Here is a 24264-nt window from a genome sequence, read left to right as displayed (position 1 = left end):
ATTTTATGATCGCCGGCGGAATGACCCGCCTCGGATCATGCGTCAAGCCAAGCGCTTCCGGGTTCAACTGATGATCAGGCTCGCGATCCGGTCGCCGTCCAGCGTGAAGGTCATGTCGCCTTCGCCGTTGAAGCCGTTGCCTGCCACCTTGATGCGCACATGGCAGGCGCCGTCAGACGGCGCGATGCGGACGATGTCGAGATGGGACTGCACGCCGATATTGTCCGTCCGGTTCCAGCGCGCGATCTGTTCGCGTCCGCGGAAAGAACGGCCCCAGTCGGTGAGCAGGGCATCGGCCGTGAAGGTTTCGAGAAAGGCCTCGCTGTCGCCGGCATTGGTGGCTTCGACAAAACGGCGAATCGGGTCGGGTGTGGTCATCAATCGAGCCTGTGCATCAGATCGTCGTCCAACCAGCGCCCGAAGAAATAAACGAGCTGCTTGTGCCACCACGGCCAGTCATGGCTGACGTCGCCGCCCCAATAGTCGACCCAGGCCGGAATGGATTTGTCGCGCAGCACCTGCTCAAGTTCGCGCGTCTCGACAAGCATGCGCTCTTCCCAGGCGCCCTGCCCGCAGCAGAAGATTAGCCTCAGCGCCCTCAGCCGCCCGAGCAGCCTCTGGTCGACGATGCCCGGCAGATAATCGAGCGGCGAATTGTAGAAGATGCTGCCCTCGAGCGTCCGGTCGAAGAAGTCGCGGGTCGAATAGACGCCGGACAGCGAGATCACGCCGCTCGCCAGTTCCGGATAGCGGAACACGAAATTCGACGAGTGGTAGCCTCCCATCGAGCAGCCGCAGAACAGCGGCTTCAAGCTGCGCCCGCCATTGGCCTTGGCGGCAACCGACTGCAGTTCCGGCAGCGCCTCCTCGCGCACATAGCGGAAATAGGCCTCGTGGCGGGCGATGCGGCTGGCGAGATCGCCATGCTTGTCGAAGAAGGATTCCGAATCGATGCCGTCGAGCGTGAACAGCTGGATGCGGCCGGTATCGATGAATTCGGCGAGCGCGCCGACGCCGCCCGAATCCTCGAACTGGAAGAACCGCCCCTGCGAGGTCGGGAACACCACCACCGGCCGCCCGGCATGGCCGTAGCGCTTGTATTCCATGTCGCGGCCGAGATTGCGGGCATGGCCCTTGTGATAGGAAACGTCCATTCGCCTCACGCCTTTTCCGCGTGGATATAGTCGACCGCCCGGCGCAACGCTTTCTGGTCCTTCGAGCGCATCTGGTAGGCATAGTTGCCCATGGCGCGGCTGAAAACCTCTTCGATGGCCTGGTGGTGGACGATCTTGTCGCCGTGCGCGGCTAGCACGTCCTCATGGCTGTGCAAATAGTCGAGGTGCCGTTTGCGGCTGGCATAGGCGGTGAAATACTTGCCCTTGTAGGGGCCGCCGGCCGCGTCCTTGACCACCATGTCGGCCCATTCGCCATAGACGTCGATGTCGAAGGTGTAGTTGATCGCGTCGGTCATCCAGGCGCCGGGCGGGCGCATGTTGACCTCGAGCGCGATGACGCGCTTGTCCCTGGTTTCGAACAATTCAATGTGGAAGAAGCGCTCGCGCACATCGAACGCCTTGAGGATCTTCCTGCCCGCCTCCTCGACCGCCGGGCTGATCTCGGGAAAGCAGGTGTAGCTCATGTGGCGGTCGCGGTTGACCACTTCCATGACGCTCTGATCGTAGCGGTGGCTCGCCGCCAGCACCACCTCACCGTCGCGGTTGACCAGCCCGTCGAAGGTCACCACCAACCCTTCGATGAACTGCTCCATGACGAAGCTGACGCCTTCGGGCTTGTCCCTGAAGAACTGGTCGAGTTCCCTGGCGTTGGAGATCTTGAACGTGTTCGAGGCGCCGGAGCCTGAATCCGGCTTCACCACCACCGGATAGCCGACGCGGCGGATGAAGGTCATGGCCCCGGCGCGGTCGGAGCATTTGCGCTGCGGAATGGTCTCGACGCCGCTCTTGCGGAAGAAGGCGCGCATGCGGCTCTTGCGCTTCAAATTCTTCACGAAATCGAGCTTGGTGCCGAAGATGTTGAAATCGGTGCGGATGTTGGCCTCGAGCTCCAGCCAGTGCTCGTTGAGCGACTCGAACCGATCGATGCGCCCCCATTTGTGGATGAAGTGCCCCATCGCCCGGAACACGGCATCGTAGTCTTCCATGTCCGCGACGCGGTAATATTCCGACAGCGCCGCCTTTAACTTCCCGCTCAGCGTTTCATAGGACGCGTCGCCGATGCCGAGCACCGTGGCGCCGGCCTTCCTCAGCCGGTCGCAGAAATCGGCGCCGTTGGCCGGAAAATGCGGCGAGAAGAACACGAAATTCATGCACGACCTCCCCCTGAGATCAGGTCCTCCGGGAGCGAGTGTGGCGCATTTGCCTGATGCGGGGAAGAGCGGCACTTCACGCGGCGGGACCGGCACTTGCCTCCCGATGGCTGCTCCTGTAAGAGAGCCGGCATGACCACGCGCACCCGCTCCGTCGCTTCTCCTCGCCCCGGCTTTGCCGGCGAGACCGTGCGCGCGCTTGCTTCGACCCTGCTTCTTCTCGGCCTTATCGGCGATCGCCGGGTTCGCTGAAGGAGCGCCCGGCGGTCGAAAACCGCCGCTCAGGGCGCATGCTCCTTGGCCAGATTGGCAAGTCACATCAAGCGAATGAAACTTTGGTAAAGGCGCCGCTCGGCACCAACCCGCCTGAAGGCGGTCACACGAGCCGCCGGGAGAAACGACGATGAATAGAAGAGAAGCAATCCGCGCCGGCGAGGCAGAAACGGGCGCGCAAGCGCCCGGGCAGATGTCGGACGCCGCCCGCAAATATCAACCCTACCCGACCGTCAATCTCGCCGATCGCACTTGGCCGTCCAAGGTCATCGACCAGGCGCCGATCTGGTGCTCGGTCGACCTGCGCGACGGCAACCAGGCGCTGATCGACCCGATGGGCCATGAGCGCAAGGCGCGCATGTTCGCGTTGCTCATCGACATGGGCTTCAAGGAGATCGAGATCGGCTTTCCGTCGGCTTCGCAGACCGACTTCGATTTCGCCCGTTGGTGCATCGAGGAAGGCGGCGTGCCGAGCGATGTGTCGCTGCAGGTGCTGGTGCAGTGCCGGCCCGAGCTGATTACGCGGACCTTCGAAGCACTCAAGGGCGCCCATCGCCCGATCGTGCATTTCTACAACTCGACCAGCGAGCTGCAGCGTCGCGTCGTCTTCGAAAAGGACGTTGCCGGCATCAAGCGGATCGCCACCGACGCCGCCAAAATGATCACCGACATGGCGGCCAAGGCCGGCGGCGGCTATCGTTTCGAGTACTCGCCGGAGAGCTTCACCGGCACCGAGCTCGAGGTCGCCCTGGAGATCTGCAACGCCGTCATCGAGATCGTGAAGCCGACGGCCGACAACAAGCTGATCATCAACCTGCCCTCGACCGTCGAAATGTCGACGCCCAACGTCTATGCCGACCGCATCGAATGGATGTGCCGCAACCTCGACAACCGCGACAAGCTGATCATCTCGCTGCATCCGCACAATGACCGCGGCACCGGCATCGCCACCACCGAGCTCGGCCTGATGGCCGGCGCCGACCGCGTCGAGGGAACGCTGTTCGGCAATGGCGAGCGCACCGGCAATGTCGACATCGTGACGCTGGCGCTCAACATGTACACGCAAGGGGTCGATCCCGGGCTGGACTGCTCCGACATCAACCGGATGAAGGATGTCTACGAATATTCCAACCAGTTGAAGATTCCGGAACGCCATCCCTATGTCGGCGAGCTCGTCTACACCGCGTTCTCCGGCTCGCACCAGGATGCCATCAACAAGGGCATGAAGGCGCTGCGCAAGGCCAACACGCCGCTCTGGGAAGTGCCCTATCTGCCGATCGACCCGGCCGACGTCGGCCGCACCTATGAGGCGATCATCCGCATCAACTCGCAGTCCGGCAAGGGCGGCATCGCCTATGTTCTGCAGGCCGATTATGGCCTCAACCTGCCGCGCAACCTGCAGATCGAGTTCAGCCAGGATATCCAGGCGATCACCGATGCCGAAGGCAAGGAAGTGCCGGCCAAGCGCATCCACGAGCGCTTCCTCGAAGCCTATGTCGACCAGCCCGGCGCCAGGCTGAAATTCCTCGACCATCGCACCTATCCTGACACCGAGGTGAAGGGCCGGCGCGTGGTTGAGGCGGAGGTCCTCGACAACGGCAAGGAGATGACCATCACCGGTTCCGGCACCGGCCCGATCGACGGCTTCGTCGATGCGCTTTCGCGCCATGTTGGCGTCGAGATGTCGGTGCTCGACTATTCCGAACATTCCTTGCAGCGCGGTTCGAACGCCTCGGCCATCTCCTATGTCGAGATGGAATATCCGGGCGGCAAGCTGTTCGGCGCCGGCATAAACACCAACATCGTCGCCGCCTCGCTGGAGGCCGTGGTTTCGGCCGCCAACCGGATTCTGGGCCGCGGGGCCGGCTGATTGTTTGACCTATGAAGCGTGGCGCGTTCACCGGACGTGCCACGCTTCATGGCAGGCGCAAGCCGCGATCAAATTCATTAACCGGCAGGTAAATTTCCCGTGGCTTACGCGATCACATAACAGAAGGTTCCTTGTGCGACGGCGCGAGCGCTATATTATCGCGCCCTAACCTGTGCCGACTTCGGAAGGATCGACACTTGGAGCCTGCCACGCCTGCCGCCCCCGCAGTGCGCGAGACATTGGAGCGACTGCTTGCCAGCGAAACGTTCGGACGCTCCGAGCGCGCGCGCAGGCTATTACGCTATCTCGTGGAGCGCGAGCAGGCCGGCGAAGGCGACAGGCTGAAGGGCCTTTCCATCGCCATGGACGTCTTCGGCAAGGACGGCGATTTCGACTCGGCGACAGACGCCGTCGTCAGGGTCCAAGCCGGGCGGCTGCGTGAGCTTCTGGAGCATTATTTCGCCAATGAGGGCATTGCCGAGCCGGTGCGCATCGCAATCCCGCGTGGCGGCTATGTACCTTCCTACGAGCTGAATGCGATCCGGCTGGCCGCCGAAGCCAAACCCGCCGGTAGCGGCCAGGCCGCTCCGCCATCGGCCGAACATCTCGAGAATTCCGCACCCACCGAAGCCGCGCCATCGATGACGACCCCGGCGGCGTCCGCCTCTTCGCTGACGCGCCAATTGCGGTTCTTCTGGGCAGCCATGGTTCTGGTCATCGCCATGCTGGGTGTCCTTGTCGTCCGCCAGGGCAACGCCTTTTTCCATGATCGCGACGCAACCGCATCGGTCGAAACGGCAGGTGCGACCGGCAGCGTTGCTTCGCAGCCGTTCGAGAGCTTGCCCTTGATCTACATGGCCATCAAAGCCGATGGCCCTGAGGCGGCCCGTGTCGCCGCTTCGCTACGCGCAGGCCTCGCCGGCTTCGATACCATAGACTTCATCGGGCGTGACGCCGACGCCACGCGCGAAAGTTCCGCCGATCCCGTCAGCTTCGTTTTCGACGTTATTCCCGGACCCGCCGCCGGCGACGTGATGATCGAATTGCAAAGCGTCGCGACAGGACGGGTTCTCTTGTCGCGCAACCTGACGTCAGCTGAAAGCGCGCCTGGTGCGGTCGAAAACAACATCGCCAGTCTTTTGACTTCGACCATCCCCGCTTCCGGCGCGATCTACAGTTATATCGACCAGAGCGACATCCAGACCAGTCAGATCGGATGTCTGGTGCTCAACGACCGCTACTACCTCGACCAGAGCGCCAAGACGCACGAGGCTGCGTATCGCTGCCTGGAGAAGCTGGTCGGCGAAGGCACGAAATCATCGCTCGTCTACTCGGAGCTGGCTTCCCTGCAACTGGAAGCCGTCAACAACCATTACGCCTATCCGCCCGGCGCGACCATCGAACAGGCCATGTCGTTTGCTCACCGCGCCATTCAGATGGGGCCGATGAGCCCGCACGCGCATCGCGCCTATGGCTACCTCAACTCGCGTCTCGGCAATACCGACGAAGCGATCCGCTGGATGCGCAAATCCTATGAGCTCAACCCCTATGATCTCGGCATGGCGGCCGCCTATGGCTACGGTCTGATCTTCGCCGGCAAATATCAGGAAGGTACGCCGATCCTCGGCCACGCCGTCGAAACATTCAGCGGCCACCCGACCTGGTGGGATTACGGTCTGTTTCTCGGAGCCCTGATGCAAGGCGACACGAAGCGGGCGGCGATTGCCAGCGAGTCGCTCAGAACCACGGCGTCAAAATCGCATTACCTGGCCGCACGCCTGATCGGCGCCAAGATTTCAGGCCGCGACAAACTCGCGAGCCAGCTGGCCAACGAATTGACGGCCGAATTCCCGAAATTCGCCGCCGACCCGCGCGCGACCTTCGTCGACAGGAAGTATCCCGCGGATCTCACCGATCGGCTGGTGGAGTCCCTGCGCTCTGCGGGAATCGGCAATCCAAGCTGAGGCCGCAAGCCTGTCTTAGCCACGTCGACCCGACGATGGAACCGATCCCTGGCTGCCCCGATCGCCTCAATAGCACGAGGACGACCGAAAAAATTAGAGTATGCTTATGCTGTTGGTTTGGCGCTGACCGCCCCAGTCGCGAAGATTTTACTAGCTATCGACTCGGCCGGGGAGCATCCAGCCACGATTTGGAATTGCCGCTCGTTTTGCTTCGTAACCGATAAATTTCATGCTCCCATCCCTTAACGTCGCCGAATACGGTGCAGGCCCGAAGACGATCGTGTTGCTGCACGGCTTCGGTAGCTGCCATGAGACATGGCGCGACGTGATTTCTGCATTGGCGCCGAGTGCGAGGGTGCTGGCCTACGATCTGCCGGGCCATGGAAACTCGTTGGAATGTGACGGAAATGGCGGCGCCAAGCAGGCGGCACGGGCCATCCTCGCGGATCTGGCCATCCGCCGGCTGGGCAGGGTCCACCTCGTTGGCCATTCCATGGGCGGCGCGATCGCAACGTTGATGGCGCTCGCCGATCCCGAAAGGGTGGCCTCGCTGACCTTGCTGGCGCCCGGCGGCTTCGGTCCCGAGATCAACGGGCCGCTGCTGCGCCGCTATGCCGCCGCAGACGACAGCAATGAGATTCGCGCTTGTCTTGCCGCCATGTCGGGACCGGGAAGCATGCCTCCTGAACACGTGGTGGAGGCGCTTTTGCGTATGCGTGGACGGCCGGGCCAGTTACAGACCCTTGTCGATATCGCGGCCGCGATGACCAGGGATGACCGGCAAGGTGTCATCCCCGGCGAACGGCTGGAGACCTTGAACATGCCGGTGATGGTGGTTTGGGGAACCGACGATCCCGTCCTGCCCGTCGACCAGGCCGAAAGCCTGCCGGCGCATTTCCACCTGCACCACGTGCTGGAGGCCGGCCACATGCTGGCCGAGGAGGCGCCCGACCTGATCGCAGAGGTCGTGCGCCGCAACACGCGGCGGCGCCGTCGAGGCCGGCGGCCTGTGTTGGGCGCCGCGGCGAGCTGAACCCCATCTCGCAGTGCATTTTGCCGGCGACTGTGTTAACTCGCTGTTTACCAACAGCGAGGCAGCCGCCATGAAGGATGCAGGCGACAAAATCACCCCGATCGAGCCGTCGCGAAAGCTCGCGGATGCGATCCGCGACGTCAAGAATGCCTTCGCCGACCGCGACGATGTGGTGGTCGACATGCGCGAGGCGCACCGCATGCGGCTCGAACTTCTGGCTGCCGAGCTTGCGCCCGTCTTTGCCGATGTGCCGGCCGACATCGACAATTTCGATTTCGCCGTCTCGTCGGGCCTGCAGCCACGACTGTGGATCGATGCCGTCAGCCACGTCGCCATGGGGCGGGATCGCCGCACCTTCCGCTTCCTCAAGGACACGCGCATCGGCCGCGTGGTGCTGGCCGAATCCATCGACATGAAGCCCGTTTCCGACGCCGTGACACGATACGTGGCCGAGCGTGTCGTCGAACGGCAGCGGATGATGGAGGGCGGGGTCGAGAGCGCCGTGCCTGGCCTGCATCGCGCCGATGTCCAGGAAGCGGAGCCGCCCTTGCAATCCGCAGCGCGCCGCAACGGCTGGACGACCTTCTTCGCCGGCCTTGGCTTGATCGCCGCCGGCGCCCTGGTGGGCCTGGCGGTGTCGCTGGTGCTGTTCTGGGACCGCATCGCCCAGATGAAGATCAGCTTCTGACGGGAGCATGATCCCGAAAAGTGGAATCCGGTTTTCGGAAAAGATCATGCTCAAACAAACAGATAGAGCCTATCCATCCCGATTTCATCGGGATGGAACAGGCTTTGGCTCCCGAACCACAGGCATATCGACGCCGAGCTCCATCACCTGAATATCCGACGGCGGCAGTGCCGGACCGGTCAGGCCGCGCCGTGTCAGGCGGATGCTCCAGTTGCCTTTTTCCCCGTCTATCTCGAACAGATTGTATTGAGCGGCCGGATGCCTGCCGCCCGGCGCCTGGCCGGCGGCGGCCACGCCGACCACCGGCACCTTGGCGCCGCGCGGGCCGATGGTGAACAGCGACGGCAGGTGCGAGTGACCGTGCAGGACAAGCTCGGCGCCATGCCGGCGAATGACCTTGTTGAAGCGCGCGATGCCGAACAGCCGCTTATGCTGCGAGACGGCGCCGCGCACTGGCGGATGATGGATCATGATGGCGCGAAACAGCCCCTGTTTGGCCGTGGCATCGAGTATCTTGGCGAGCCGCTCCGCCTGGCCCTCCATGAAGAAGCCGTTGGCCATGAAAGGCGCCGTGGCCCGCGCCGTCGTGACGCCGATCAGCGCAACATCGCCGCGCACACGCAGATACGGAAAGGAATTGCGGTCGACCGGGCTGTTGACACCGTCGCCTGTCATCCACGGCGCCCAGGACCGGCAGACCTTGTCGAAGGCGCCCGGCACGTAGGCGTCGTGATTGCCTGGCACCACGGACACGTCGTTCGGAGCGCCAAGCGTCTCCAACCAATGCTTCGCCATCTCGATCTCGCCGTCGAGCGCCAGGTTGACGAGATCGCCGGTGACGGCGAGATGGTCTGGCGCGTTGGCCTTGATGTCGGCGACGATCGTGTCGATGACGGCATCATGCATATGGCGGCGGCGGTTGCGCTGCCAGTTGACGTAACCCAGCACGCGCTTGGACGCGAGGTCGCGATAGGTTACATCGGGCAGAGGCCCCAGATGGACATCGGAAATATGTGCGAGCCTGAGCATAGCCCCTTCTTAAGCGACACGGTTCAGGCTTTCCACTCACCGTTTGCTGTTCGCTTGGCGATTGCCGGATGACCGGCGCCACCGATCCGGAACAGGCGTTCCGCCAGGCCGGCTGGGCGGGACTGCGGGCAAGGCTGTTCCATCTCTATTTCCTGCTGCGGCGCCCGATGACGCTTGGCGTCCGCGGCCTGGTCTACGACCGCGCCTCCAACACCGTCTTCCTCATCCGCCATACCTATGTTCCGGGCTGGCAATTGCCGGGCGGCGGCGTCGAGATAGGCGAGACCCTTCTTGAGGCCTTGGCGCGCGAGTTGGCCGAGGAAGGCAACATCGCGCTGACGGCCCCGCCGATGCTGAAATCGATGCATTTCAACCGCCGCTCCAGCCGCCGCGACCATGTCGGTCTCTATCTGATCGAAGCCTTCAGCCAGGCGGCGCCAAAACTGCCTGACCATGAGATCGCCGAGGCGGCCTTCTTTCCGCTAGACCGCCTGCCGAAAGACACGACGCCGGCGACACGACGGCGGATTGCCGAAATTTTCGACGGCGAGCAGGCCTCAGTCTACTGGTAGTCAAGCTGCCTTCCTGAACCTGCCGCGATCGTGCGCCGCCGCATAGTCGAGTTCCGGCCCCACCGGGACAATGCCCGTCGGATTGATCGATTTGTGGCTTCCGTAATAATGTGACTTGATGTGATGCAGGTTGACCGTTCCTGACACGCCGGGCACCTGGTAGAGGTCGCGCAGATAGTTCGACAGGTTTGGATAGTCGGCGATGCGGCGCAGATTGCATTTGAAGTGGCCGACATAGACCGGATCGAAGCGCACCAGCGTGGTGAACAGCCGCCAGTCGGCTTCGGTGATGCGTTCGCCGGCCAGATAGCGCTGCTTTGAAAGCCGCTCCTCGATCGTATCGAGCGCCGAGAACAGCTCGCCGAACGCTTCCTCATAGGCTTCCTGCGTGGTGGCGAAGCCGGTGCGGTAAACGCCGTTGTTGATCGCCGGATAGACCAGCGCATTGATCTTGTCGATCTCGGCGCGCAGCGCCCGCGGATAGAAGTCGAGGTTCGCATCGCCCCATTCGTCGAAGGCGGAATTGAGCATCCGAATGATTTCTGAGGACTCGTTATTGACGATGGTCTGTTGGTGTTTATCCCACAGCACAGGCACCGAGGCCCGGCCCGAATAGGCGGGATCGGCCTTCGCATAGATCTGGTGCAGGAAGTCGAGGCCGTAGAGGGTGTCTCCGGTGGCGCCGTCTTCCGCCTTGAAGGTCCAACCGTTCTCGCCCATGAAATGGTGCACCACCGAGACGGAGATGATGGCTTCCAGCTTCTTCAGGGCGCGGAATATCAGCGTCCGGTGGGCCCATGGGCAGGCAAGCGAGACGTAAAGGTGGTAGCGGCCGGGTTCTGCCTTGAAGCCGCGCTTGTGGCCCTCCGCCGGCGCGCCGTCGCGCGTCACCCAGTCGCGCCATTGCGCTTCGGCCCGCACGAATCTGCCGCCGCTGTTGGCGACCGGCCGATCCTGCCATCTGCCTTCAATCAGCAATCCCATGCGAAATCTCCCTGCGGCCCCAACAGATATTTAGGCGTTTGGCCGGAATGTCGAAGCCCTCGGGCGCTGAACAGTTCGTCAAACGGCGAACCAGTTCGTTCAAACGACGAACCAGTTCGTCGAGCCGCACAAAGAAAGGTGAAAAGCGCCGATTGCAGCCGGGAAAAATTGATGGTAGCGGAGGCGCCCATGTTCGACTTTGCCTCGATCCGGTTCGACCGACGACGAAAGGGCGCCCGCGCTTGATGAAGCGCTGACTGGCGAACGCTGCCGCTTGCAGCAAACCTTTCCTCGCATACCGGAACGCAAAGACCATGAGCCTTGCCGACGTGAAATATCTGCCGGAAACCCCGGCGCACGATCCTGAAATCGAAGCCATAAACGAGGAAGCCTTCGGGCCAGGCCGTTTCGTGCTTGCCGCCTACAAGATCCGCGAGTCAGGCGGGCATGACCGCTCGATGTCTTTTGTCGCGGTCAAGGGCGATACGGTGATTGCTTCCGTGCGCATGACGCGCGTCGCGGCAGGCGTCGGCCGCGCCATGATGCTCGGACCGCTCGCCGTGCGGCCGGCGTTCAAGAATCTCGGCATCGGCCGCCGGCTGGTTGCGATCGCGCTCGAAGCCGCGGCGAAGGCCGGCGCGCCGGCCGTGATGCTGGTCGGCGACGAGCCTTACTATGGGCCGCTCGGCTTCAAGCGCTTCCCGCGCGGGCAGATCACCATGCCGCGCCCGGTCGATCTCGACAGGCTTCTCCACCACGAAATCAGGCCTGGCGCGGTTGCCCGGTTCGTCGGCGAGGTCTGCCATGCGGACACCGCCCGCCTGCCCGAGCAACTCCCGGCAATGGCGTGATCAACGGGTCAATCGCAGAGCGATTGATCCCGCCGGATCGATCCCCGATGCAGGTTGCGCCTCGCGGGCGGGCTTCGTAGCATGACCAAAAATCCTGGGAGGACGCCGACATGAACCCGAATGGCCAGATCGCGATCGTCACCGGCGGTGGCTCCGGCCTGGGCGAGGCGACGGCGCGCGCGCTTGCCGCCAAGGGCGCCAAGGTTGCCATACTGGATGTCGGCGTCGAGCGCGCGGCGAAGGTTGCCGCCGATATCGGCGGCATCGCCGTTCAGTGCGATGTCAGCAGCGGCGACAGCGGCATCGCCGCCATTGCCGAGGTGGCGAACAAGCTCGGCGAGCCGCGCATCCTGGTCAACTGCGCCGGCATCGCCATCGGCGTGAAGACGGTCGGCAAGGATGGTCCGCACCCACTCGACCAGTACCGCAAGGTGATCGAGATCAACCTGATCGGCACCTTCAACATGATCCGCCTCGTCGCCGACCGGGCGGCGAAACTCGATCCGCTGGCAGGCGGCGAGCGCGGCATCATCGTCAACACCGCTTCGGTCGCGGCCTATGACGGCCAGATCGGCCAGGCCGCCTATTCGGCATCCAAGGGCGGCGTCGTCGGCATGACGCTGCCGGTGGCGCGCGACCTCGCGCGCTCCGGCATCCGCGTCTGCACCATCGCCCCCGGCATCTTCAAGACGCCGATGATGGCCGGCATGCCGCAGGAGGTGCAGGATTCGCTCGGCGCCTCGGTCCCCTTCCCGCCCCGCCTCGGCGAGCCATCAGAGTATGCCGCGCTTGCTCTCCACATCATCGAGAACCAGATGCTGAACGGCGAGACGATCCGCCTCGACGGCGCGATCCGCATGTCGCCGAAATAGAAGGAATGACCACGCCACCGACAGCCACCGACAAGGCAGGACCTCTGGCTGGCTTGAGGGTGATCGAGATGGCAGGCCTCGGCCCGGTGCCGCTGGCCGCCCTGATGTTGTCGGAAATGGGCGCCGAGGTGCTGCGCATCGAGCGGGCGGACGCCAGAGAGCCGCTTCTGTCCTTGCCGGAAGCCTACGACCTCGACCGCCATGGCCGCTCAATCCTCAAGCTCGACCTGAAACGCCAGGATGGCCAGGAGCTTCTGTTGCGCCTTGCGGAAAAGGCCGACATGCTCATCGAAGGCTTTCGCCCCGGCGTCATGGAAAGGTTGGGCCTCGGTCCCGGCATCGCGCTCGAACGCAATCCGGCGCTGATCTATGGCCGCCTGACGGGTTTCGGCCAGGACGGGCCGCTCTCGCGTCGTGCCGGCCATGACATCACCTATCTCGCTTATGCCGGCCTGCTGCACGCCATCGGCAGGCAAGAGGCGCCGCCCGCGCCGCCGCTCAACCTCGTCGCCGATCAGGGTGGCGGCGCCATGATGCTGATCGCCGGCATGCTGGCGGCCCTGTTCCAGCGTTCGCGCACCGGCAAGGGCCAGGTGATCGACGCCGCGATGATCGAGGGCGCATCGATGCTCGCGGCTCCGATCCACGCTTTCATGGCGGCAGGCCTCTGGAGCGACCGACGCGGCGAGAACCTGCTCGATTCAGGGGCGCCCTTCTACGACACTTACGAGACCGCAGACGGCCGGCATGTCGCCATCGGCTGCCTCGAACCTGAGTTCTTCGCCGAATTCGCGAGGCTGCTGCCGCTCGACCAGCGTTTTGTCCGCAGCCAATATGACAGGGCATCGTGGCCCGAGATGCGAGCCGTGATCGCAGCCAGGATCAGAGAGAAGACGCGCGACGAGTGGGTCGACGTCTTTGGCCCGACCGATGCCTGTGTGGCGCCGGTTCTTTCCATGACCGAAGCCAGGGACCACCCTCACAATAGCGCAAGGCAGAGCTTCGTGAGTTCCGGCCGGCTTGAGCGTCCGGCCCCTTCGCCGCGCTTCTCGCAAGCTCCTCAAACTCTTGCCACGGCGCCAAACGCTGCCGATCGTCAGCCGGCAACCGTGCTGGCGTGCTTCGGCATCGACGAAAGTGAAATCGAGGCCCTTGTCAGGTCCGGCCTGTTTGGCCAATAAACCGGAGAACAGAAATCAGCTTATCCTGAAAGTGTTTCGACCGAAAAGGTGAGCGCTTTGACCGAGACCAGGAAGGATGTCATCCGCGAGACCGATGCCGAGGCCGTCAGGCTGGCGAAGACGCTGATCCGCTCGGCCCACTTCGGCGCGGTAGCGGTGATCGAGCCCGGCACCGGCACGCCGTTGGCAAGCCGCGTCGGTGTGGCGACCGACATCGACGGCGCGCCGCTGATCCTGGTTTCGATGCTGTCCGCGCATACCGGCGCGCTTCTCGCCGATCCGCGCTGCTCGCTGCTGCTTGGCGAGCCCGGCAAGGGCGATCCGCTGGCGCATCCGCGTATCAGCCTGATATGCCGGGCGCTGCGGCTGGAGCGTGGATCGGCCGTTCACGCCCGCGCCGAACGGCGCTACCTCAACCGCAATCCGAAGGCGAAGCTCTATGCCGGGCTTGGCGACTTCTCGATATTCCGGCTCGAGCCTGAGCGCGCCAGTCTGAATGGCGGCTTCGGCAAGGCCTATCTTCTGGATCGCGCCGATCTGATCACCGGCGGCCCGATCATCGAGGAGCTCGCGGTGAGCGAACAGTCGGCGCTCGACCACATGAACGCCGACCATGGCGATGCGCTTTGCCTCTATGCGCGCCATTTCGGCCGGGCCGAAGGCGACGGCTGGATCGTCACCGGTTTCGATGCCGACGGCATGGATCTGGTGTCTGCGGATGCCACCTGCAGGGTCTTCTTCCCACGGCCTCTCGGCGCCGCCAGCGAGTTGCGGTCCGTGCTGGTCGAGATGGCAAAGATCGGACGCGCCGCCGGCCAGCCACAGTAGCGAAAGTTAATCGTCCCAGATCGAAAGCAACTCTTGAGATTTAGATAAAATGATCTACCCTTTGTTGTAGCGCTGATTCAGCGGCGCTTCCTGACCTGAACATTGTGGAATCAGCCACCATTGCCCCCATGGCGGCTGGATGAGCCAGAAAACATGGGGCATCTATGATCTCGAGCAAGCTAGTCGCCAATGCCGAATCGGCTGCCGCGTTTCTGACGCTCATGGGCAACGAAAAGCGGCTGCTGATCGTCAGCTATCTGATCGAAGGCGAAATGTCGGTCGGTGCCATCGCCGAAAAAGTCCAGTTAAGCCAGTCCGCGCTGTCGCAGCATCTGGCCAAACTGAGAGCACTTGAAATCGTCGAGACGCGCCGCGACCGCCAGATGATCTATTATTCCTGCAAATCCGATGCGGTGCGCGAGCTGCTTCGCATGCTGGAAGGCATTTTCGGCGACGGCGACCTGTCCCAGATGGCCTACAGGATGCGCCGCGCCGGGGCTTGACCCGCGCTGTCCAAAGCCCCTTACCTCGCTGATGATCGTTCGCCGGCGAGATTTGCATGAACCTCATCCCCATCGACGACCCGCAGGATCCGCGTGTCGCTGCCTATCTCGACATCCGCGAGCGCGATCTCGTCGGGCGCCACGGGCGCTTCGTCGCGGAAGGCAAGGTCGTGCTGGATCTTCTTTTGTCGGTCCGACGCTTCGCCGCGGAGTCGGCCCTCATTCTGGAAAACAGGCTGGCGGGCCTGCAAGGCGTCTTGCGTAAGGCGCCGGCGGATTTCCCGGTCTTTGTCGCCAAGGGCGAGGTCATGGACCGGATCGCCGGCTTCCATATGCATCGCGGCATATTGGCGATCGGCGTTCGCTGCGCTCCTCGACCGGCGGAGGTTTTGCTCGAAACCTTGCCGGCAGGCGCGCTGGTCGTGGTCCTGGTCGGCATATCCAATCACGACAATATGGGCTCGATCTTCCGCAACGCCGCGGCCTTTGGCGCGGACGCCGTGCTTCTCGATCCTACCTGCTGCGATCCGCTCTATCGCAAGGCGATCCGGGTTTCGGTCGGCGCGGCGCTGAAGGTTCCTTTCGCGCCCTTCGGCGACGCCATGAGCTTGATTGCGACGCTCAACCGGCTGGGCTTCAGCCAGTTCGCGCTCTCGCCGCGCGGCGAAACCGAAATTCGTGCCGCGGAAAGAACTTCGCGGCTGGCGCTTTATCTCGGCACGGAAGGCGAAGGCCTGCCCGAAACCGTGCTCAACCGGCTGCGGACGGTACGGATCGGCATGGCGGAGGGTTTCGACAGCCTGAACGTTGCCGCCGCTTCGGCCATCGCCCTGCACCAGTTCTCGAGACGATAGCTGTCCAGAAGCAGGGAAAGCGTCGCCTTGCCGACAGCCTGCGTTTTGATCAGCTGGTTGGGTCGGCCTTCTGAAGGGCCCTTACACGATCCGCGAGGCTGATGCCGCGCTCGCCCGCGCCCTGCTGCCCGTCGCGAGGGGGCGCCAACGCCTTCACAATCGGCGAATCCGGCCCGTCCAGCTTCATCGTCAGGTTGACGACCTCGGCCGCCAGTTCGTTCATCTGTTCGCGAAGCGCTGCACCGGCGCGTCGCGCGTCGCTGGCCTGTTCGGGCCTTGCCGTTTCGAGCGTGGCAAGATCGGTCTTGAGCCGCTTGTTCTCACGCGCCAGCGCCGTCAGCCTCGCCTCCAGCCGCTCCCGATCGCCTTCGAGCTTGGCGATCGCCTTGTCGATGCCTTCGACCTCGCCGGTCTGGTGCGTTCCGCCATTTGCCTCGGCACCCTGCTTTGAGCGTTCGCGCATCCGGGCAAGCTCCTTCTCGCGCCTGTCGAGCCTTTCCTCGCGGTCGGCAAGAGTGGCAAGCAGCCGCTCGACCTTCTTGTCCAGTTCGGCTGCCCGTTTCTTTTCCGCCTTGAGCGCGTCCCTGGCCGCTTTGCCTTCCGCGGCGATTTCCTGATTGCGCCGGTCCGCTTCCTTGCGCTGGCTGCGCAGCACCGCAATGTCGTTGGCGAGCTTGTCCAGTTCCGATTCACGGGCCACGAGCTCGATCTGGCGGTTGCTGGATGAGAAGCTGGCATCGTCATACATCTGCTCGAGCTTTTGCAGCTCCAGCGCGCGCTTCTCCAGGGAGCGCTCCGTCTGCGCCAGCTTTTCCGACAGTTTGTGCAGTTCTTCCTCGCGCTGCCGGAGCTCCGCGTTCCTGGCCTGCAGGTCGGAAAGCGCCTGGTTCTTGTCTTTCGTCTCGACCGCCAGCCCCTTCAGGGCCTCGCGGCCGCGGCCGATCTCGACCAGTTGCTCGGCCGCCTTCTCCTTGAGGCTCTTGATGTTCATCTCGAGCCGGCGCGTGTTCATGGCGAATTCGGCGCGGACCCGATCCTTTTCAGCCAGGATCTCGGCAGGCGTCAGCGGCATCGAGGCCTCGAGGCGCCTGCGCGTCAGAACGACGGCCCGCCGCCAGATGGCCGGCGCAATCAGCGACACCAGGAAGACGGCGCAGAGGAAGCCGAGTGCGAAGAACAGGATCGACTGGACCAAGGTGGACTATTCCGTATACGGGGGCGGCAAACCGCCAATGCCCGACTGTGCCATCTTGGCATGGCGGAAATCCAGCGCCGCGGCAAGAGCATGCCGCGGCGCGATCGGTCTTATCCGAGCGGTTGTGGCAATCCTGTCCGCTCAGAACGGGTTCCAGGTCGCCCGTTCGGTAAGCTTCAGGTAGCCGAGATTGACGCCGAGCCGGGCGCCGACGCCGGTGCGGATCGGAACGATGAGCACCCTGTTGCTCTGCAGCACGTTGAAGCCGACGCCGGCCACGACATAGGCGGAGCCGGCGACGCCGCCGAAGCGGTTGTAGAGGCTGCTGATGTCGTCCAGATTGTAGACCAGCATCATCACGCGTGACCCTTCGCCGCCGAAATCCCAACCGAGCGATGGGCCTTGCCAGAACACCTTATGGTCACCGGCGTTCTTGGTATAGAGCGTGCCCTCGCCATAGGTCAGGCCGCCGATCAGCGCGCCGGATCCCTCCTCGCCGAGCAGATAGCCGTTGGGCAGGCCGTAGGACGCAAAGATCTTTTCGACGACGGTGGCGAGGCCGCCCGACGTCGCGCCGAAGAACTTGTGGCCGGAATCGACGATCTCCTGCGCGGTGTATTCCTGGGCCCGCGACGCGGAGGTTGAGCAGATGACAGCACCCATGAGGGCGATGGTCATGGTGAGGACGCGGACGAGAGTCCGGTCATAGAATCGGGAAAACATGCTTCCAATCTCCGTCAGGGAGCACTTTCGCCGACGCCTCGTACCCCTGCGGCTCTTGGCGGCCGCTTCGAGATGACTATTACGGGCAAACTATGCCGTAATCCTTTTTCAACCATTAAGCTGGCGCAGGAAGATGGCGGTTCGAAGGCTGGCGGCCCGACATGGCCCGTCCGGCCTCGTTTTCCCGGAATGAATGCAGCATTTTCGCCATCCGCGGTTGCGGATTTGTTGATGCACGGGCGGGCGCTGTGTATTCAGAAAGCCTTGGAAAGGGCGTGATTCGCGTGGCGGGCGCGAAATCGATCGCTCGGCCATGAATATGTGAACTAGCAGGGATTCTCCGATGGCCGAGCTCTTCACCCTCTCCGCCCCCGATCTGGCGGCGCTTCTGTGCAGCCGCGTATGCCACGATATCATCTCGCCAGTCGGCGCCATAAACAACGGCCTCGAACTGCTCGACGAAGGCGGCGCCGACGAAGACGCCATGAAACTGATTCGCCAGAGCGCCAGGAACGCCTCGGCGCGTCTGCAATTTGCCCGCATCGCCTTCGGTGCCGCCGGCTCGGCCGGCATGATGATCGATACCGGCGACGCAGAGGCCGTGGCCATTGCCTTTTTGAAGAACGAAAAGCCGGAGCTGGTCTGGAACGGTCCCCGCGCGCTGCTGCCCAAGAACAAGGTCAAGCTCCTGCTCAATCTCATTCTCGTGGCCAACGCGGCCATACCGCGCGGCGGCAAGCTGGTGGTCACGCTGGAGAACCTCGAGACCGAACCGCGTTTTGCGCTGTCGGCCAGCGGCCCGATGCTGCGCGTGCCGCCGAAATTCCTCGAGCTGCATTCCGGCCACAAGCCTGAGGAAGCGATCGATGCCCATTCGGTCCAGCCCTACTACACGCTGCTTCTGGCTCGTGAGGCCAACATGACGATCTCGATTCATGCGACCGCCGACGAGATCGTGTTGTCTGTAGCCTGAGGCAACAGACAAGAACAGGCCAAGTATTTATCTCGGCTGATATTGCTGCTCGGGGTGCGAGCGAAGCAACTTCTGCCGTTACCGGCTTATTGGCGTGGGACGAAAAACCGTGCCGTGCGTCTCTTTGGAAAAACTTTACCTAACCGCTTTTCGGCTTCTTTACCAGATTGCTCTAGGGTGTCCCACGGTTACCGGAGGTTGCCGGTTCGGCAGATGGCAAAGAGGGCCCGGAAATGAAGCGCTGCCTGTTCGTGGACGATTCGAGCGTCATCAGGAAGGTCGCAAAGCGTATCCTTGGCGGTTCGGACATCGTGGTCATCGAAGCGGCCAGCGGGCTTGATGCGATCGAGATCTGCTCCAGCGACATGCCCGACGTCGTCGTTGTCGACGGCGGTTTGCCGGACATGCAGGCAGTCGACCTCATTCGCCGCATCCGTGCCATCGAAAGCCCCGTCAAGCCGCAGATCCTGGTCTCGCTCGTCGAAGTCGACGTCGGCTCGATCATGCGCGCGAAGCGTGCCGGCGCCCAGGGCTATCTTTTGAAGCCCTTCAACCGGGCGCAATTGCTCGAGAGTTTCCGCTTCCTGAAGATCGCGGCCTGAGCTTTCGATGCCAAAAAACAAAAAACCCGGCGGGAGCCGGGTTATTTGTACGAATCGCTTGGCCGAAGATCAGGCGCTGACGCGGATGTCTTCCGGCTCGCGCAGCACATAGCCGCGGCCCCAGACCGTCTCGATGTAGTTCTGGCCGCCGGACGCCGCGTCGAGCTTCTTGCGCAATTTGCAGATGAAGACGTCGATGATCTTCAGTTCCGGTTCATCCATGCCGCCATAGAGGTGGTTGAGGAACATTTCCTTGGTCAGCGTGGTGCCCTTGCGCAGCGAGAGCAGCTCCAGCATCTGATATTCCTTGCCGGTCAGGTGCACGCGCTGGCCGCCGACCTCGACCGTCTTGGCGTCGAGATTGACCACCAGGTCGCCGGTGGTGATGACCGACTGGGCATGGCCCTTGGAGCGGCGCACGATGGCGTGGATGCGCGCCACCAGCTCGTCCTTATGGAAAGGCTTGGTCATGTAATCGTCGGCGCCGAAGCCGAGGCCGCGCACCTTGTCCTCGATGCCGGCCATGCCGGAGAGGATCAGGATCGGCGTCTTGACCTTGGAGAGGCGAAGCGTGCGCAGCACCTCGTAGCCCGACATGTCGGGAAGGTTGAGATCGAGAAGGATGATGTCGTAGTCGTAGAGCTTGCCAAGATCGACCCCTTCTTCGCCGAGATCGGTCGTATAGACATTGAAGCTTTCCGATTTCAGCATCAGCTCGATGCTTTGTGCGGTTGCACTGTCGTCTTCAATCAGCAGAACACGCATTTCATTCCCCTTTTCTGCTGCCGAACCGTGTCACGACCCGTCCGGACCGGAGCAGTGATTGCCTGAACAGAAGGTGCCACCGACTGGTTAACAAATCCTAATTTCGTGCTGACCACGATATCAGATTTTTTAACCCCTTTCTACACCCACTTGAATCTAATAATGAATCACAGACCCAAATCGCTCATGTACCACATTAACAAGCCAGCCTAAGTGACTCCAGTGACTCGCAGGCCGCGCTTCCCTCGCCGCAGCCGGAATTTTTACCCGGCCTTAAGTCCTCGCCCGTATGATTAACAATGCCCGTAAACGAATGGTTACCGCCGGCAAAAATCTTTAGGGCTTTGTTTCCCATAGCAGGGGGAAAGCCGGGGGAAACGGGCGACGCATGGGCCTGTCCAGGCCGATGGGACGATATGCAAGGTGTGCGGTTCCGGGAGTACCGAGTCATGAAGTCACGTGAAAACCTCGTTCGGCTGAAGCAGTTTCAGGTGAATGAGAAACGGCGCCAGCTCTTGCAGCTGGACATGATGATCGCCGAGTTCGAACGCATGGCCGTCGAATTGGAGGCGCAGATCGTCGCCGAAGAGAAAAAAGCCGGCATCACCGACATCAATCATTTTGCCTATCCGACCTTCGCCAAGGCGGCACGCCTGCGCCGCGACAACCTCAGGAACTCGCAGAGCGACCTCGCCCAGCAGCGAACCATGGCCGAATCACTACTCGGCGAAGCTGAAGCGGAGCTTTCCAAGGCGGAGATGCTGGAATCGCGCGACAGCAAGATCCGCGATGCGGATATGGGCGGCCGCAGCGCCATGATCGGCTGAGCCGACTGCGCTTAGCCGCTATCGCCGGGGCCGGCCGGCGGCGCCCTTGAACCGCGCCGGGAACAACTCGTGCTCACGCTCCCGCTTCAAGGCAGCACTGCCATATCGTCTTGATGGTTCGCCGATGCCCGCGCGCGGGCATCCTTGATGTCGGGCGCATGCTCTTCCGCCCAGGAGCGTATCTGGCTGAGCAGCCCCGCCAGGTTCTGGCCAAGCTCCGTCAGCTGATATTCAACCCGCGGCGGGATGACCGGAAAGACCTCGCGCCGGACAAGGCCGTCGCGCTCCAGCACGCGCAGCGTCTGGGCCAGCATCTTCGGCGTGATGCCTTCCAGCTTGCGCGCCAGTTCGCCATTGCGCAGCCGGCCGCGCTGCAGCGCGCAAACGGTCAGATAAACCCATTTGCTGGCCAGCATCTCGAGCACGGTATGCGACGGGCAGGTGCGCCGGAACGCATCGTAGCCGAAGGGGGTGGCGTCATCACTATCCATGAGGTGCCTATATATAGAAAAGGTACATACTAGACAACAGAATATTACTATCCAAATGATAGCAGCATACCAATTGAGAAGGAGGCTTCCATGCGTGCCGTTATCCAAAACTCCGTCGGTGGACCCGACGTCCTTTTCGTCGCCGAGCAGCCAGACCCCTCGCCCAAGCCTGGCGAGGTGCTGGTCCGCGTCAAGGCGGCGGGCATCAATCCTGTCGACGGCGCCGTGCGCGGCGGCTTTTACCCGCTGCTTGGCGAACCGCCTTTCATTCTCGGCTGGGATATTTCCGGAACCGTCGAGGCGCTGGGCGCCGGTGTGACCGCCTCGAAGGTCGGCGACGATGTGTTCGGCATGCCGCGCTTTCCCAAGCGAGCCGGCGCCTATGCCGAGCTCGCGGCCGCGCCGGCGGACGAGATCGCCATCAAGCCCGCGGGCATCGATCATGCCCATGCCGCGGCGCTGCCGCTCGCCGGCCTCACCGCTTGGCAAGGCCTTGTCCGGCACGGCCGCATTCAGCCCGGCCAGCGCGTGCTGATCCACGCCGGGGCCGGCGGTGTCGGCCATCTGGCCGTGCAAATCGCCAAGGCAAGCGGCGCCTATGTCGTCTCGACCGCCAGCCCGGACAAGCTCGACTTCGTTCGCTCGCTCGGCGCCGATGAGGTCATCGACTACACCAAGAGTGATTTCGCGCAGAAGGCCGGCGAGTTCGACCTTGTGCTGGAGACGGTCGGCGGCGACCACGCCGAGGAGTCGTTGAAAGTGCTCCGCAACGGTGGCGTTCTTGTCTCGTTGCTCAACGTCCACGACACGACAAAGGCGAAGGCAAGGGAGCGGAACATCCGCGTCGAGCGCATGTCGGTGGTGCCTGACCGCGAGGGTCTCGTCGAACTCGCAAGGCTGGTCGATGCGAAGAAGCTGTCGCCCCACGTGGCGAAGGCCTTCCCGCTCGATCAGGCGGGCGCCGCCCATGCCTTCCTTGCGACCCGGCCGATCGGCAAGGTCGTGCTGACGGTGTAAGCGAAGCGCGCCTCTGAAAAATGAAGGGCGCGGAATTCCGCGCCCTTCCTGCTTCCGGTTGTGTTTACCTAGTGCCGGTATTGCTGGATTCGCGTCGTGCGCAGCCCGGCGAGGCCATATTCGTCGATCGATGCCTGCCAGGAGAGGAATTCCTCGGTGGTGAGCTTGTAACGCTGGCAGGCTTCCTCGAGGCTGAGCAGGCCGCCGCGTACTGCAGCGACCACTTCCGCCTTGCGCCGGATAACCCAGCGCCGTGTATTCGTCGGCGGCAGATCGGCTATGGTGAGGGGGCTGCCGTCAGGCCCGATAACATATTTGACTCTAGGTCTAACCAGATCGGTCATCGTACTCTCTACTAAAAACTCAAAGACCCAATCCCCGCCACAGTACCGCCACAGCTTTAAAAATTGCCTAAGCCAACCGTAATGACTAGGTAAGGATCGTGAACGTCACGTTAGGTTTTTGTTCGGCATTTGAGACAATGGTGGTCCAGGCCCCGATTTCGCCGGGAAAAATCGCCGGAAAAATCGCTTGAGGAGCCAAGCTGGCGCAGCCGCAGCGCTTGACCTATATTCCGGCCATGGCGGCCAGCGCCATGCAGATTGAAAGAACCATGAACAGCCTCGATCTTCCCGGACGCCCAGAAAACACCCGCGTCGTCGTCGCCATGTCGGGCGGCGTCGATTCGTCGGTCGTTGCCGGCATCCTGAAGCGCGAAGGCTATGATGTTGTCGGCGTCACGCTGCAGCTTTACGACCACGGCGCGGCCACGCACCGTGCAGGGTCGTGCTGCGCCGGCCAGGACATCGACGATGCCCGACGTGTTTCCGAGACGCTCGGCATTCCGCATTACGTGCTCGACTACGAAGAGCGTTTCCGCAAGGCGGTCATCGACCCCTTCGCCGAGAGCTATGTCGCCGGCGAAACGCCAATTCCGTGCGTATCCTGCAACCAGACGGTCAAGTTCGCCGACCTTTTGGCCACCGCGCAGGATCTCGGCGCCGACGCTTTGGCCACCGGCCACTACATCCGCTCGCGCGCCAACGGCGCGCATCGCGCGCTCTACCGTCCGGTCGATGCCGACCGCGACCAGAGCTATTTCCTGTTCGCCACCACCCAGGCGCAGATCGACTATCTGCGCTTCCCGCTGGGCGGTCTCTCCAAGCCGCAGGTGCGGGCGATCGCCGAGGAAATGGGGCTGACGGTCGCCGCCAAGCAGGACAGCCAGGACATCTGCTTCGTGCCGCAAGGCAAGTATTCCGACATCATCGCCAAGCTGAAGCCGGCGGCCGCCAATCCAGGCGACATCGTCCATATCGACGGACGCGTGCTCGGCCGTCATGAAGGCATCCTGCGCTACACGATCGGCCAGCGCCGCGGCATCGGCATCGCTTCCGGCGAGCCGCTCTATGTCGTTCATCTCGACGCCGATCGCGCACGCGTCGTTGTCGGCCCGCGCGAGGCGCTGGAGACGCACAAGATCTACCTGCGAGCCATGAACTGGCTCGGCGACGGCCCGCTCTGCGACATCCCTGAGGGCGGGATCGAGCTTTTCGCAAAAGTCCGTTCGACCCGGCCGCCGCGTCCGGCCGTGCTGCACCACCGCGACGGCGTGACCTCGGTCGAACTGGTCGACGGCGAATCCGGCATCGCCCCCGGACAGGCCTGCGTGCTCTATTCCGACGATGGCAACGAGGCGCGTGTCTTCGGCGGCGGCTTCATCGAGCGCTCAGAGCGCGGCGCCGAGGCCGAGGCCATGCTGTCGAGGCTTGCGGCGCGGCCCGCGCACATCCCCGCCGAGTAAGCGTCTCTTCGACCAGCCGCTGCAGTTTCAGGATTGTCT

At 63.0% G+C, this 24264-nt stretch carries 26 protein-coding genes; 16 read left to right on the top strand and 10 right to left on the bottom strand.

The genetic code is table 11. From position 1 onward, the window contains the following. Positions 1 to 63: 63 nt before the first annotated feature. The 3 genes from ABID26_RS07645 to ABID26_RS07635 are packed head-to-tail and all read right to left on the bottom strand — an operon-like array spanning position 64 to position 2326. Complete coding sequence (locus tag ABID26_RS07645; protein WP_126098262.1) at positions 64 to 378, bottom strand: nuclear transport factor 2 family protein; 315 nt, start codon at positions 376 to 378, stop codon at positions 64 to 66. Then, a complete protein-coding gene (locus ABID26_RS07640) occupies positions 378 to 1154 on the bottom strand; it encodes an esterase family protein (protein ID WP_126098261.1) in 777 nt (258 codons plus the stop codon). Before ABID26_RS07640 ends, ABID26_RS07645 begins: the two co-directional genes overlap by 1 nt. Before the next feature lie 5 nt (positions 1155 to 1159). After that, positions 1160 to 2326, bottom strand: a complete 1167-nt coding sequence (locus tag ABID26_RS07635; protein WP_292371338.1) for an ATP-grasp domain-containing protein — start codon at positions 2324 to 2326, stop codon at positions 1160 to 1162. 403 nt (positions 2327 to 2729) lie between these two features. On the opposite strand from ABID26_RS07635, the gene leuA reads away from it, so the two are divergent. The 4 genes from leuA (at position 2730) to ABID26_RS07615 (ending at position 8154) form a co-directional block, all read left to right on the top strand. Then, entirely contained in the window at positions 2730 to 4469 is a 1740-nt protein-coding gene (leuA, locus tag ABID26_RS07630) for a 2-isopropylmalate synthase (protein WP_435528553.1), read from the top strand. 197 nt (positions 4470 to 4666) lie between these two features. After that, positions 4667 to 6433 (top strand): tetratricopeptide repeat protein, encoded by a 1767-nt coding sequence (locus tag ABID26_RS07625; protein WP_292343584.1) that lies wholly within the window; start codon positions 4667 to 4669, stop codon positions 6431 to 6433. Between the two features lie 229 nt (positions 6434 to 6662). After that, positions 6663 to 7466, top strand: a complete 804-nt coding sequence (locus ABID26_RS07620) for an alpha/beta fold hydrolase (protein ID WP_126098257.1) — start codon at positions 6663 to 6665, stop codon at positions 7464 to 7466. 70 nt (positions 7467 to 7536) lie between these two features. Continuing rightward, entirely contained in the window at positions 7537 to 8154 is a 618-nt protein-coding gene (locus ABID26_RS07615) for a hypothetical protein (RefSeq protein ID WP_292340299.1), read from the top strand. Positions 8155 to 8238: 84 nt separating this feature from the next. Here ABID26_RS07615 and ABID26_RS07610 read toward each other — a convergent pair whose 3' ends face one another. Next, positions 8239 to 9183, bottom strand: a complete 945-nt coding sequence (locus tag ABID26_RS07610) for a metallophosphoesterase family protein (protein ID WP_126098255.1) — start codon at positions 9181 to 9183, stop codon at positions 8239 to 8241. 68 nt (positions 9184 to 9251) lie between these two features. On the opposite strand from ABID26_RS07610, the gene ABID26_RS07605 reads away from it, so the two are divergent. Further along, positions 9252 to 9755, top strand: a complete 504-nt coding sequence (locus ABID26_RS07605) for an NUDIX domain-containing protein (protein ID WP_126098254.1) — start codon at positions 9252 to 9254, stop codon at positions 9753 to 9755. Here the strand turns inward: ABID26_RS07605 and ABID26_RS07600 are convergent, their stop codons facing one another. Then, positions 9756 to 10739, bottom strand: coding sequence for a glutathione S-transferase family protein (locus ABID26_RS07600; protein ID WP_292343581.1), 984 nt, complete (start codon positions 10737 to 10739; stop codon positions 9756 to 9758). 314 nt (positions 10740 to 11053) lie between these two features. Between ABID26_RS07600 and ABID26_RS07595 the strand changes: the two genes are divergently transcribed. The 6 genes from ABID26_RS07595 to ABID26_RS07570 all read left to right on the top strand — a co-directional run bounded on the left by ABID26_RS07595 (position 11054) and on the right by ABID26_RS07570 (position 15828). Next, on the top strand, positions 11054 to 11590 hold the full coding sequence (locus ABID26_RS07595; protein WP_126098252.1) for a GNAT family N-acetyltransferase: 537 nt from the start codon (positions 11054 to 11056) through the stop codon (positions 11588 to 11590). A 110-nt stretch (positions 11591 to 11700) separates the two neighbouring features. Then, positions 11701 to 12462, top strand: coding sequence for a 3-hydroxyacyl-CoA dehydrogenase (locus tag ABID26_RS07590; RefSeq protein WP_292343579.1), 762 nt, complete (start codon positions 11701 to 11703; stop codon positions 12460 to 12462). Positions 12463 to 12467: 5 nt separating this feature from the next. After that, positions 12468 to 13643, top strand: coding sequence for a CaiB/BaiF CoA transferase family protein (locus ABID26_RS07585; protein ID WP_292343577.1), 1176 nt, complete (start codon positions 12468 to 12470; stop codon positions 13641 to 13643). Between the two features lie 57 nt (positions 13644 to 13700). Further along, on the top strand, positions 13701 to 14471 hold the full coding sequence (locus ABID26_RS07580; protein ID WP_292343575.1) for a HugZ family pyridoxamine 5'-phosphate oxidase: 771 nt from the start codon (positions 13701 to 13703) through the stop codon (positions 14469 to 14471). 164 nt (positions 14472 to 14635) lie between these two features. After that, positions 14636 to 14974 carry an ArsR/SmtB family transcription factor gene (locus ABID26_RS07575; protein WP_126098248.1) on the top strand — a complete coding sequence of 113 codons (339 nt, stop codon included), beginning with the start codon at positions 14636 to 14638 and terminating at the stop codon, positions 14972 to 14974. Between the two features lie 56 nt (positions 14975 to 15030). Then, the gene (locus ABID26_RS07570) at positions 15031 to 15828 is read left to right on the top strand and encodes a TrmH family RNA methyltransferase (RefSeq protein WP_292343573.1); all 798 of its coding nucleotides are present in this window, start codon (positions 15031 to 15033) and stop codon (positions 15826 to 15828) included. A 49-nt stretch (positions 15829 to 15877) separates the two neighbouring features. Here the strand turns inward: ABID26_RS07570 and ABID26_RS07565 are convergent, their stop codons facing one another. Together ABID26_RS07565 and ABID26_RS07560 are read right to left on the bottom strand one after the other, a co-directional pair. Then, entirely contained in the window at positions 15878 to 17023 is a 1146-nt protein-coding gene (locus tag ABID26_RS07565) for a coiled-coil domain-containing protein (protein WP_292298890.1), read from the bottom strand. A 141-nt stretch (positions 17024 to 17164) separates the two neighbouring features. Beyond that, positions 17165 to 17701, bottom strand: coding sequence for a DUF1134 domain-containing protein (locus tag ABID26_RS07560; RefSeq protein WP_292298910.1), 537 nt, complete (start codon positions 17699 to 17701; stop codon positions 17165 to 17167). A gap of 388 nt (positions 17702 to 18089) precedes the next feature. Between ABID26_RS07560 and chpT the strand changes: the two genes are divergently transcribed. After that, complete coding sequence (gene chpT, locus ABID26_RS07555; protein ID WP_292298891.1) at positions 18090 to 18719, top strand: histidine phosphotransferase ChpT; 630 nt, start codon at positions 18090 to 18092, stop codon at positions 18717 to 18719. Positions 18720 to 18952: 233 nt separating this feature from the next. Further along, positions 18953 to 19321, top strand: coding sequence for a response regulator (locus ABID26_RS07550; protein WP_126098243.1), 369 nt, complete (start codon positions 18953 to 18955; stop codon positions 19319 to 19321). Between the two features lie 69 nt (positions 19322 to 19390). Here ABID26_RS07550 and ctrA read toward each other — a convergent pair whose 3' ends face one another. Next, positions 19391 to 20086: a response regulator transcription factor CtrA gene (gene ctrA, locus ABID26_RS07545; RefSeq protein ID WP_006203583.1), complete on the bottom strand. Its 696-nt coding sequence runs from the start codon at positions 20084 to 20086 to the stop codon at positions 19391 to 19393. A gap of 449 nt (positions 20087 to 20535) precedes the next feature. On the opposite strand from ctrA, the gene ABID26_RS07540 reads away from it, so the two are divergent. Continuing rightward, positions 20536 to 20913: a flagellar export protein FliJ gene (locus ABID26_RS07540; RefSeq protein WP_126102563.1), complete on the top strand. Its 378-nt coding sequence runs from the start codon at positions 20536 to 20538 to the stop codon at positions 20911 to 20913. Between the two features lie 86 nt (positions 20914 to 20999). Here ABID26_RS07540 and ABID26_RS07535 read toward each other — a convergent pair whose 3' ends face one another. Further along, complete coding sequence (locus ABID26_RS07535) at positions 21000 to 21404, bottom strand: winged helix-turn-helix transcriptional regulator (protein WP_126098242.1); 405 nt, start codon at positions 21402 to 21404, stop codon at positions 21000 to 21002. Positions 21405 to 21494: 90 nt separating this feature from the next. Here ABID26_RS07535 and ABID26_RS07530 point away from each other — a divergent pair, with 90 nt between their 5' ends. Next, on the top strand, positions 21495 to 22421 hold the full coding sequence (locus tag ABID26_RS07530; protein ID WP_292343571.1) for an NADP-dependent oxidoreductase: 927 nt from the start codon (positions 21495 to 21497) through the stop codon (positions 22419 to 22421). A 68-nt stretch (positions 22422 to 22489) separates the two neighbouring features. On the opposite strand, the gene sciP is transcribed toward ABID26_RS07530, so the two are convergent. Then, the gene (gene sciP, locus ABID26_RS07525) at positions 22490 to 22765 is read right to left on the bottom strand and encodes a CtrA inhibitor SciP (RefSeq protein ID WP_006203587.1); all 276 of its coding nucleotides are present in this window, start codon (positions 22763 to 22765) and stop codon (positions 22490 to 22492) included. Positions 22766 to 23034: 269 nt separating this feature from the next. Here sciP and mnmA point away from each other — a divergent pair, with 269 nt between their 5' ends. Further along, on the top strand, positions 23035 to 24225 hold the full coding sequence (gene mnmA, locus ABID26_RS07520; protein WP_354415041.1) for a tRNA 2-thiouridine(34) synthase MnmA: 1191 nt from the start codon (positions 23035 to 23037) through the stop codon (positions 24223 to 24225). The last annotated feature ends 39 nt before the right edge of the window (positions 24226 to 24264 follow it).

The sequence above is a fragment of the Mesorhizobium shonense genome (genome assembly GCF_040545255.1).
In the GTDB taxonomy this organism is placed as follows: Bacteria; Pseudomonadota; Alphaproteobacteria; order Rhizobiales; family Rhizobiaceae; genus Mesorhizobium; species Mesorhizobium shonense.
The sequence above is the reverse complement of the archived record's forward strand: the minus strand, read 5'-3'. Positions and strand labels throughout refer to the sequence as shown.

Bases quoted from the DNA above. Each gene is read 5' to 3' on its own strand.
- ABID26_RS07645 (WP_126098262.1), bottom strand. From the start codon at position 378: ATGACCACACCCGACCCGATTCGCCGTTTTGTCGAAGCCACCAATGCC.
- ABID26_RS07640 (WP_126098261.1), bottom strand. From the start codon at position 1,154: ATGGACGTTTCCTATCACAAGGGCCATGCCCGCAATCTCGGCCGCGAC.
- ABID26_RS07635 (WP_292371338.1), bottom strand. From the start codon at position 2,326: ATGAATTTCGTGTTCTTCTCGCCGCATTTTCCGGCCAACGGCGCCGAT.
- leuA (WP_435528553.1), top strand. From the start codon at position 2,730: ATGAATAGAAGAGAAGCAATCCGCGCCGGCGAGGCAGAAACGGGCGCG.
- ABID26_RS07620 (WP_126098257.1), top strand. From the start codon at position 6,663: ATGCTCCCATCCCTTAACGTCGCCGAATACGGTGCAGGCCCGAAGACG.
- ABID26_RS07615 (WP_292340299.1), top strand. From the start codon at position 7,537: ATGAAGGATGCAGGCGACAAAATCACCCCGATCGAGCCGTCGCGAAAG.
- ABID26_RS07610 (WP_126098255.1), bottom strand. From the start codon at position 9,183: ATGCTCAGGCTCGCACATATTTCCGATGTCCATCTGGGGCCTCTGCCC.
- ABID26_RS07605 (WP_126098254.1), top strand. From the start codon at position 9,252: ATGACCGGCGCCACCGATCCGGAACAGGCGTTCCGCCAGGCCGGCTGG.
- ABID26_RS07600 (WP_292343581.1), bottom strand. From the start codon at position 10,739: ATGGGATTGCTGATTGAAGGCAGATGGCAGGATCGGCCGGTCGCCAAC.
- ABID26_RS07595 (WP_126098252.1), top strand. From the start codon at position 11,054: ATGAGCCTTGCCGACGTGAAATATCTGCCGGAAACCCCGGCGCACGAT.
- ABID26_RS07590 (WP_292343579.1), top strand. From the start codon at position 11,701: ATGAACCCGAATGGCCAGATCGCGATCGTCACCGGCGGTGGCTCCGGC.
- ABID26_RS07585 (WP_292343577.1), top strand. From the start codon at position 12,468: ATGACCACGCCACCGACAGCCACCGACAAGGCAGGACCTCTGGCTGGC.
- ABID26_RS07575 (WP_126098248.1), top strand. From the start codon at position 14,636: ATGATCTCGAGCAAGCTAGTCGCCAATGCCGAATCGGCTGCCGCGTTT.
- ABID26_RS07570 (WP_292343573.1), top strand. From the start codon at position 15,031: ATGAACCTCATCCCCATCGACGACCCGCAGGATCCGCGTGTCGCTGCC.
- ABID26_RS07560 (WP_292298910.1), bottom strand. From the start codon at position 17,701: ATGACCATCGCCCTCATGGGTGCTGTCATCTGCTCAACCTCCGCGTCG.
- chpT (WP_292298891.1), top strand. From the start codon at position 18,090: ATGGCCGAGCTCTTCACCCTCTCCGCCCCCGATCTGGCGGCGCTTCTG.
- ABID26_RS07550 (WP_126098243.1), top strand. From the start codon at position 18,953: ATGAAGCGCTGCCTGTTCGTGGACGATTCGAGCGTCATCAGGAAGGTC.
- ctrA (WP_006203583.1), bottom strand. From the start codon at position 20,086: ATGCGTGTTCTGCTGATTGAAGACGACAGTGCAACCGCACAAAGCATC.
- ABID26_RS07540 (WP_126102563.1), top strand. From the start codon at position 20,536: ATGAAGTCACGTGAAAACCTCGTTCGGCTGAAGCAGTTTCAGGTGAAT.
- ABID26_RS07535 (WP_126098242.1), bottom strand. From the start codon at position 21,404: ATGGATAGTGATGACGCCACCCCCTTCGGCTACGATGCGTTCCGGCGC.
- ABID26_RS07530 (WP_292343571.1), top strand. From the start codon at position 21,495: ATGCGTGCCGTTATCCAAAACTCCGTCGGTGGACCCGACGTCCTTTTC.
- sciP (WP_006203587.1), bottom strand. From the start codon at position 22,765: ATGACCGATCTGGTTAGACCTAGAGTCAAATATGTTATCGGGCCTGAC.
- mnmA (WP_354415041.1), top strand. From the start codon at position 23,035: ATGAACAGCCTCGATCTTCCCGGACGCCCAGAAAACACCCGCGTCGTC.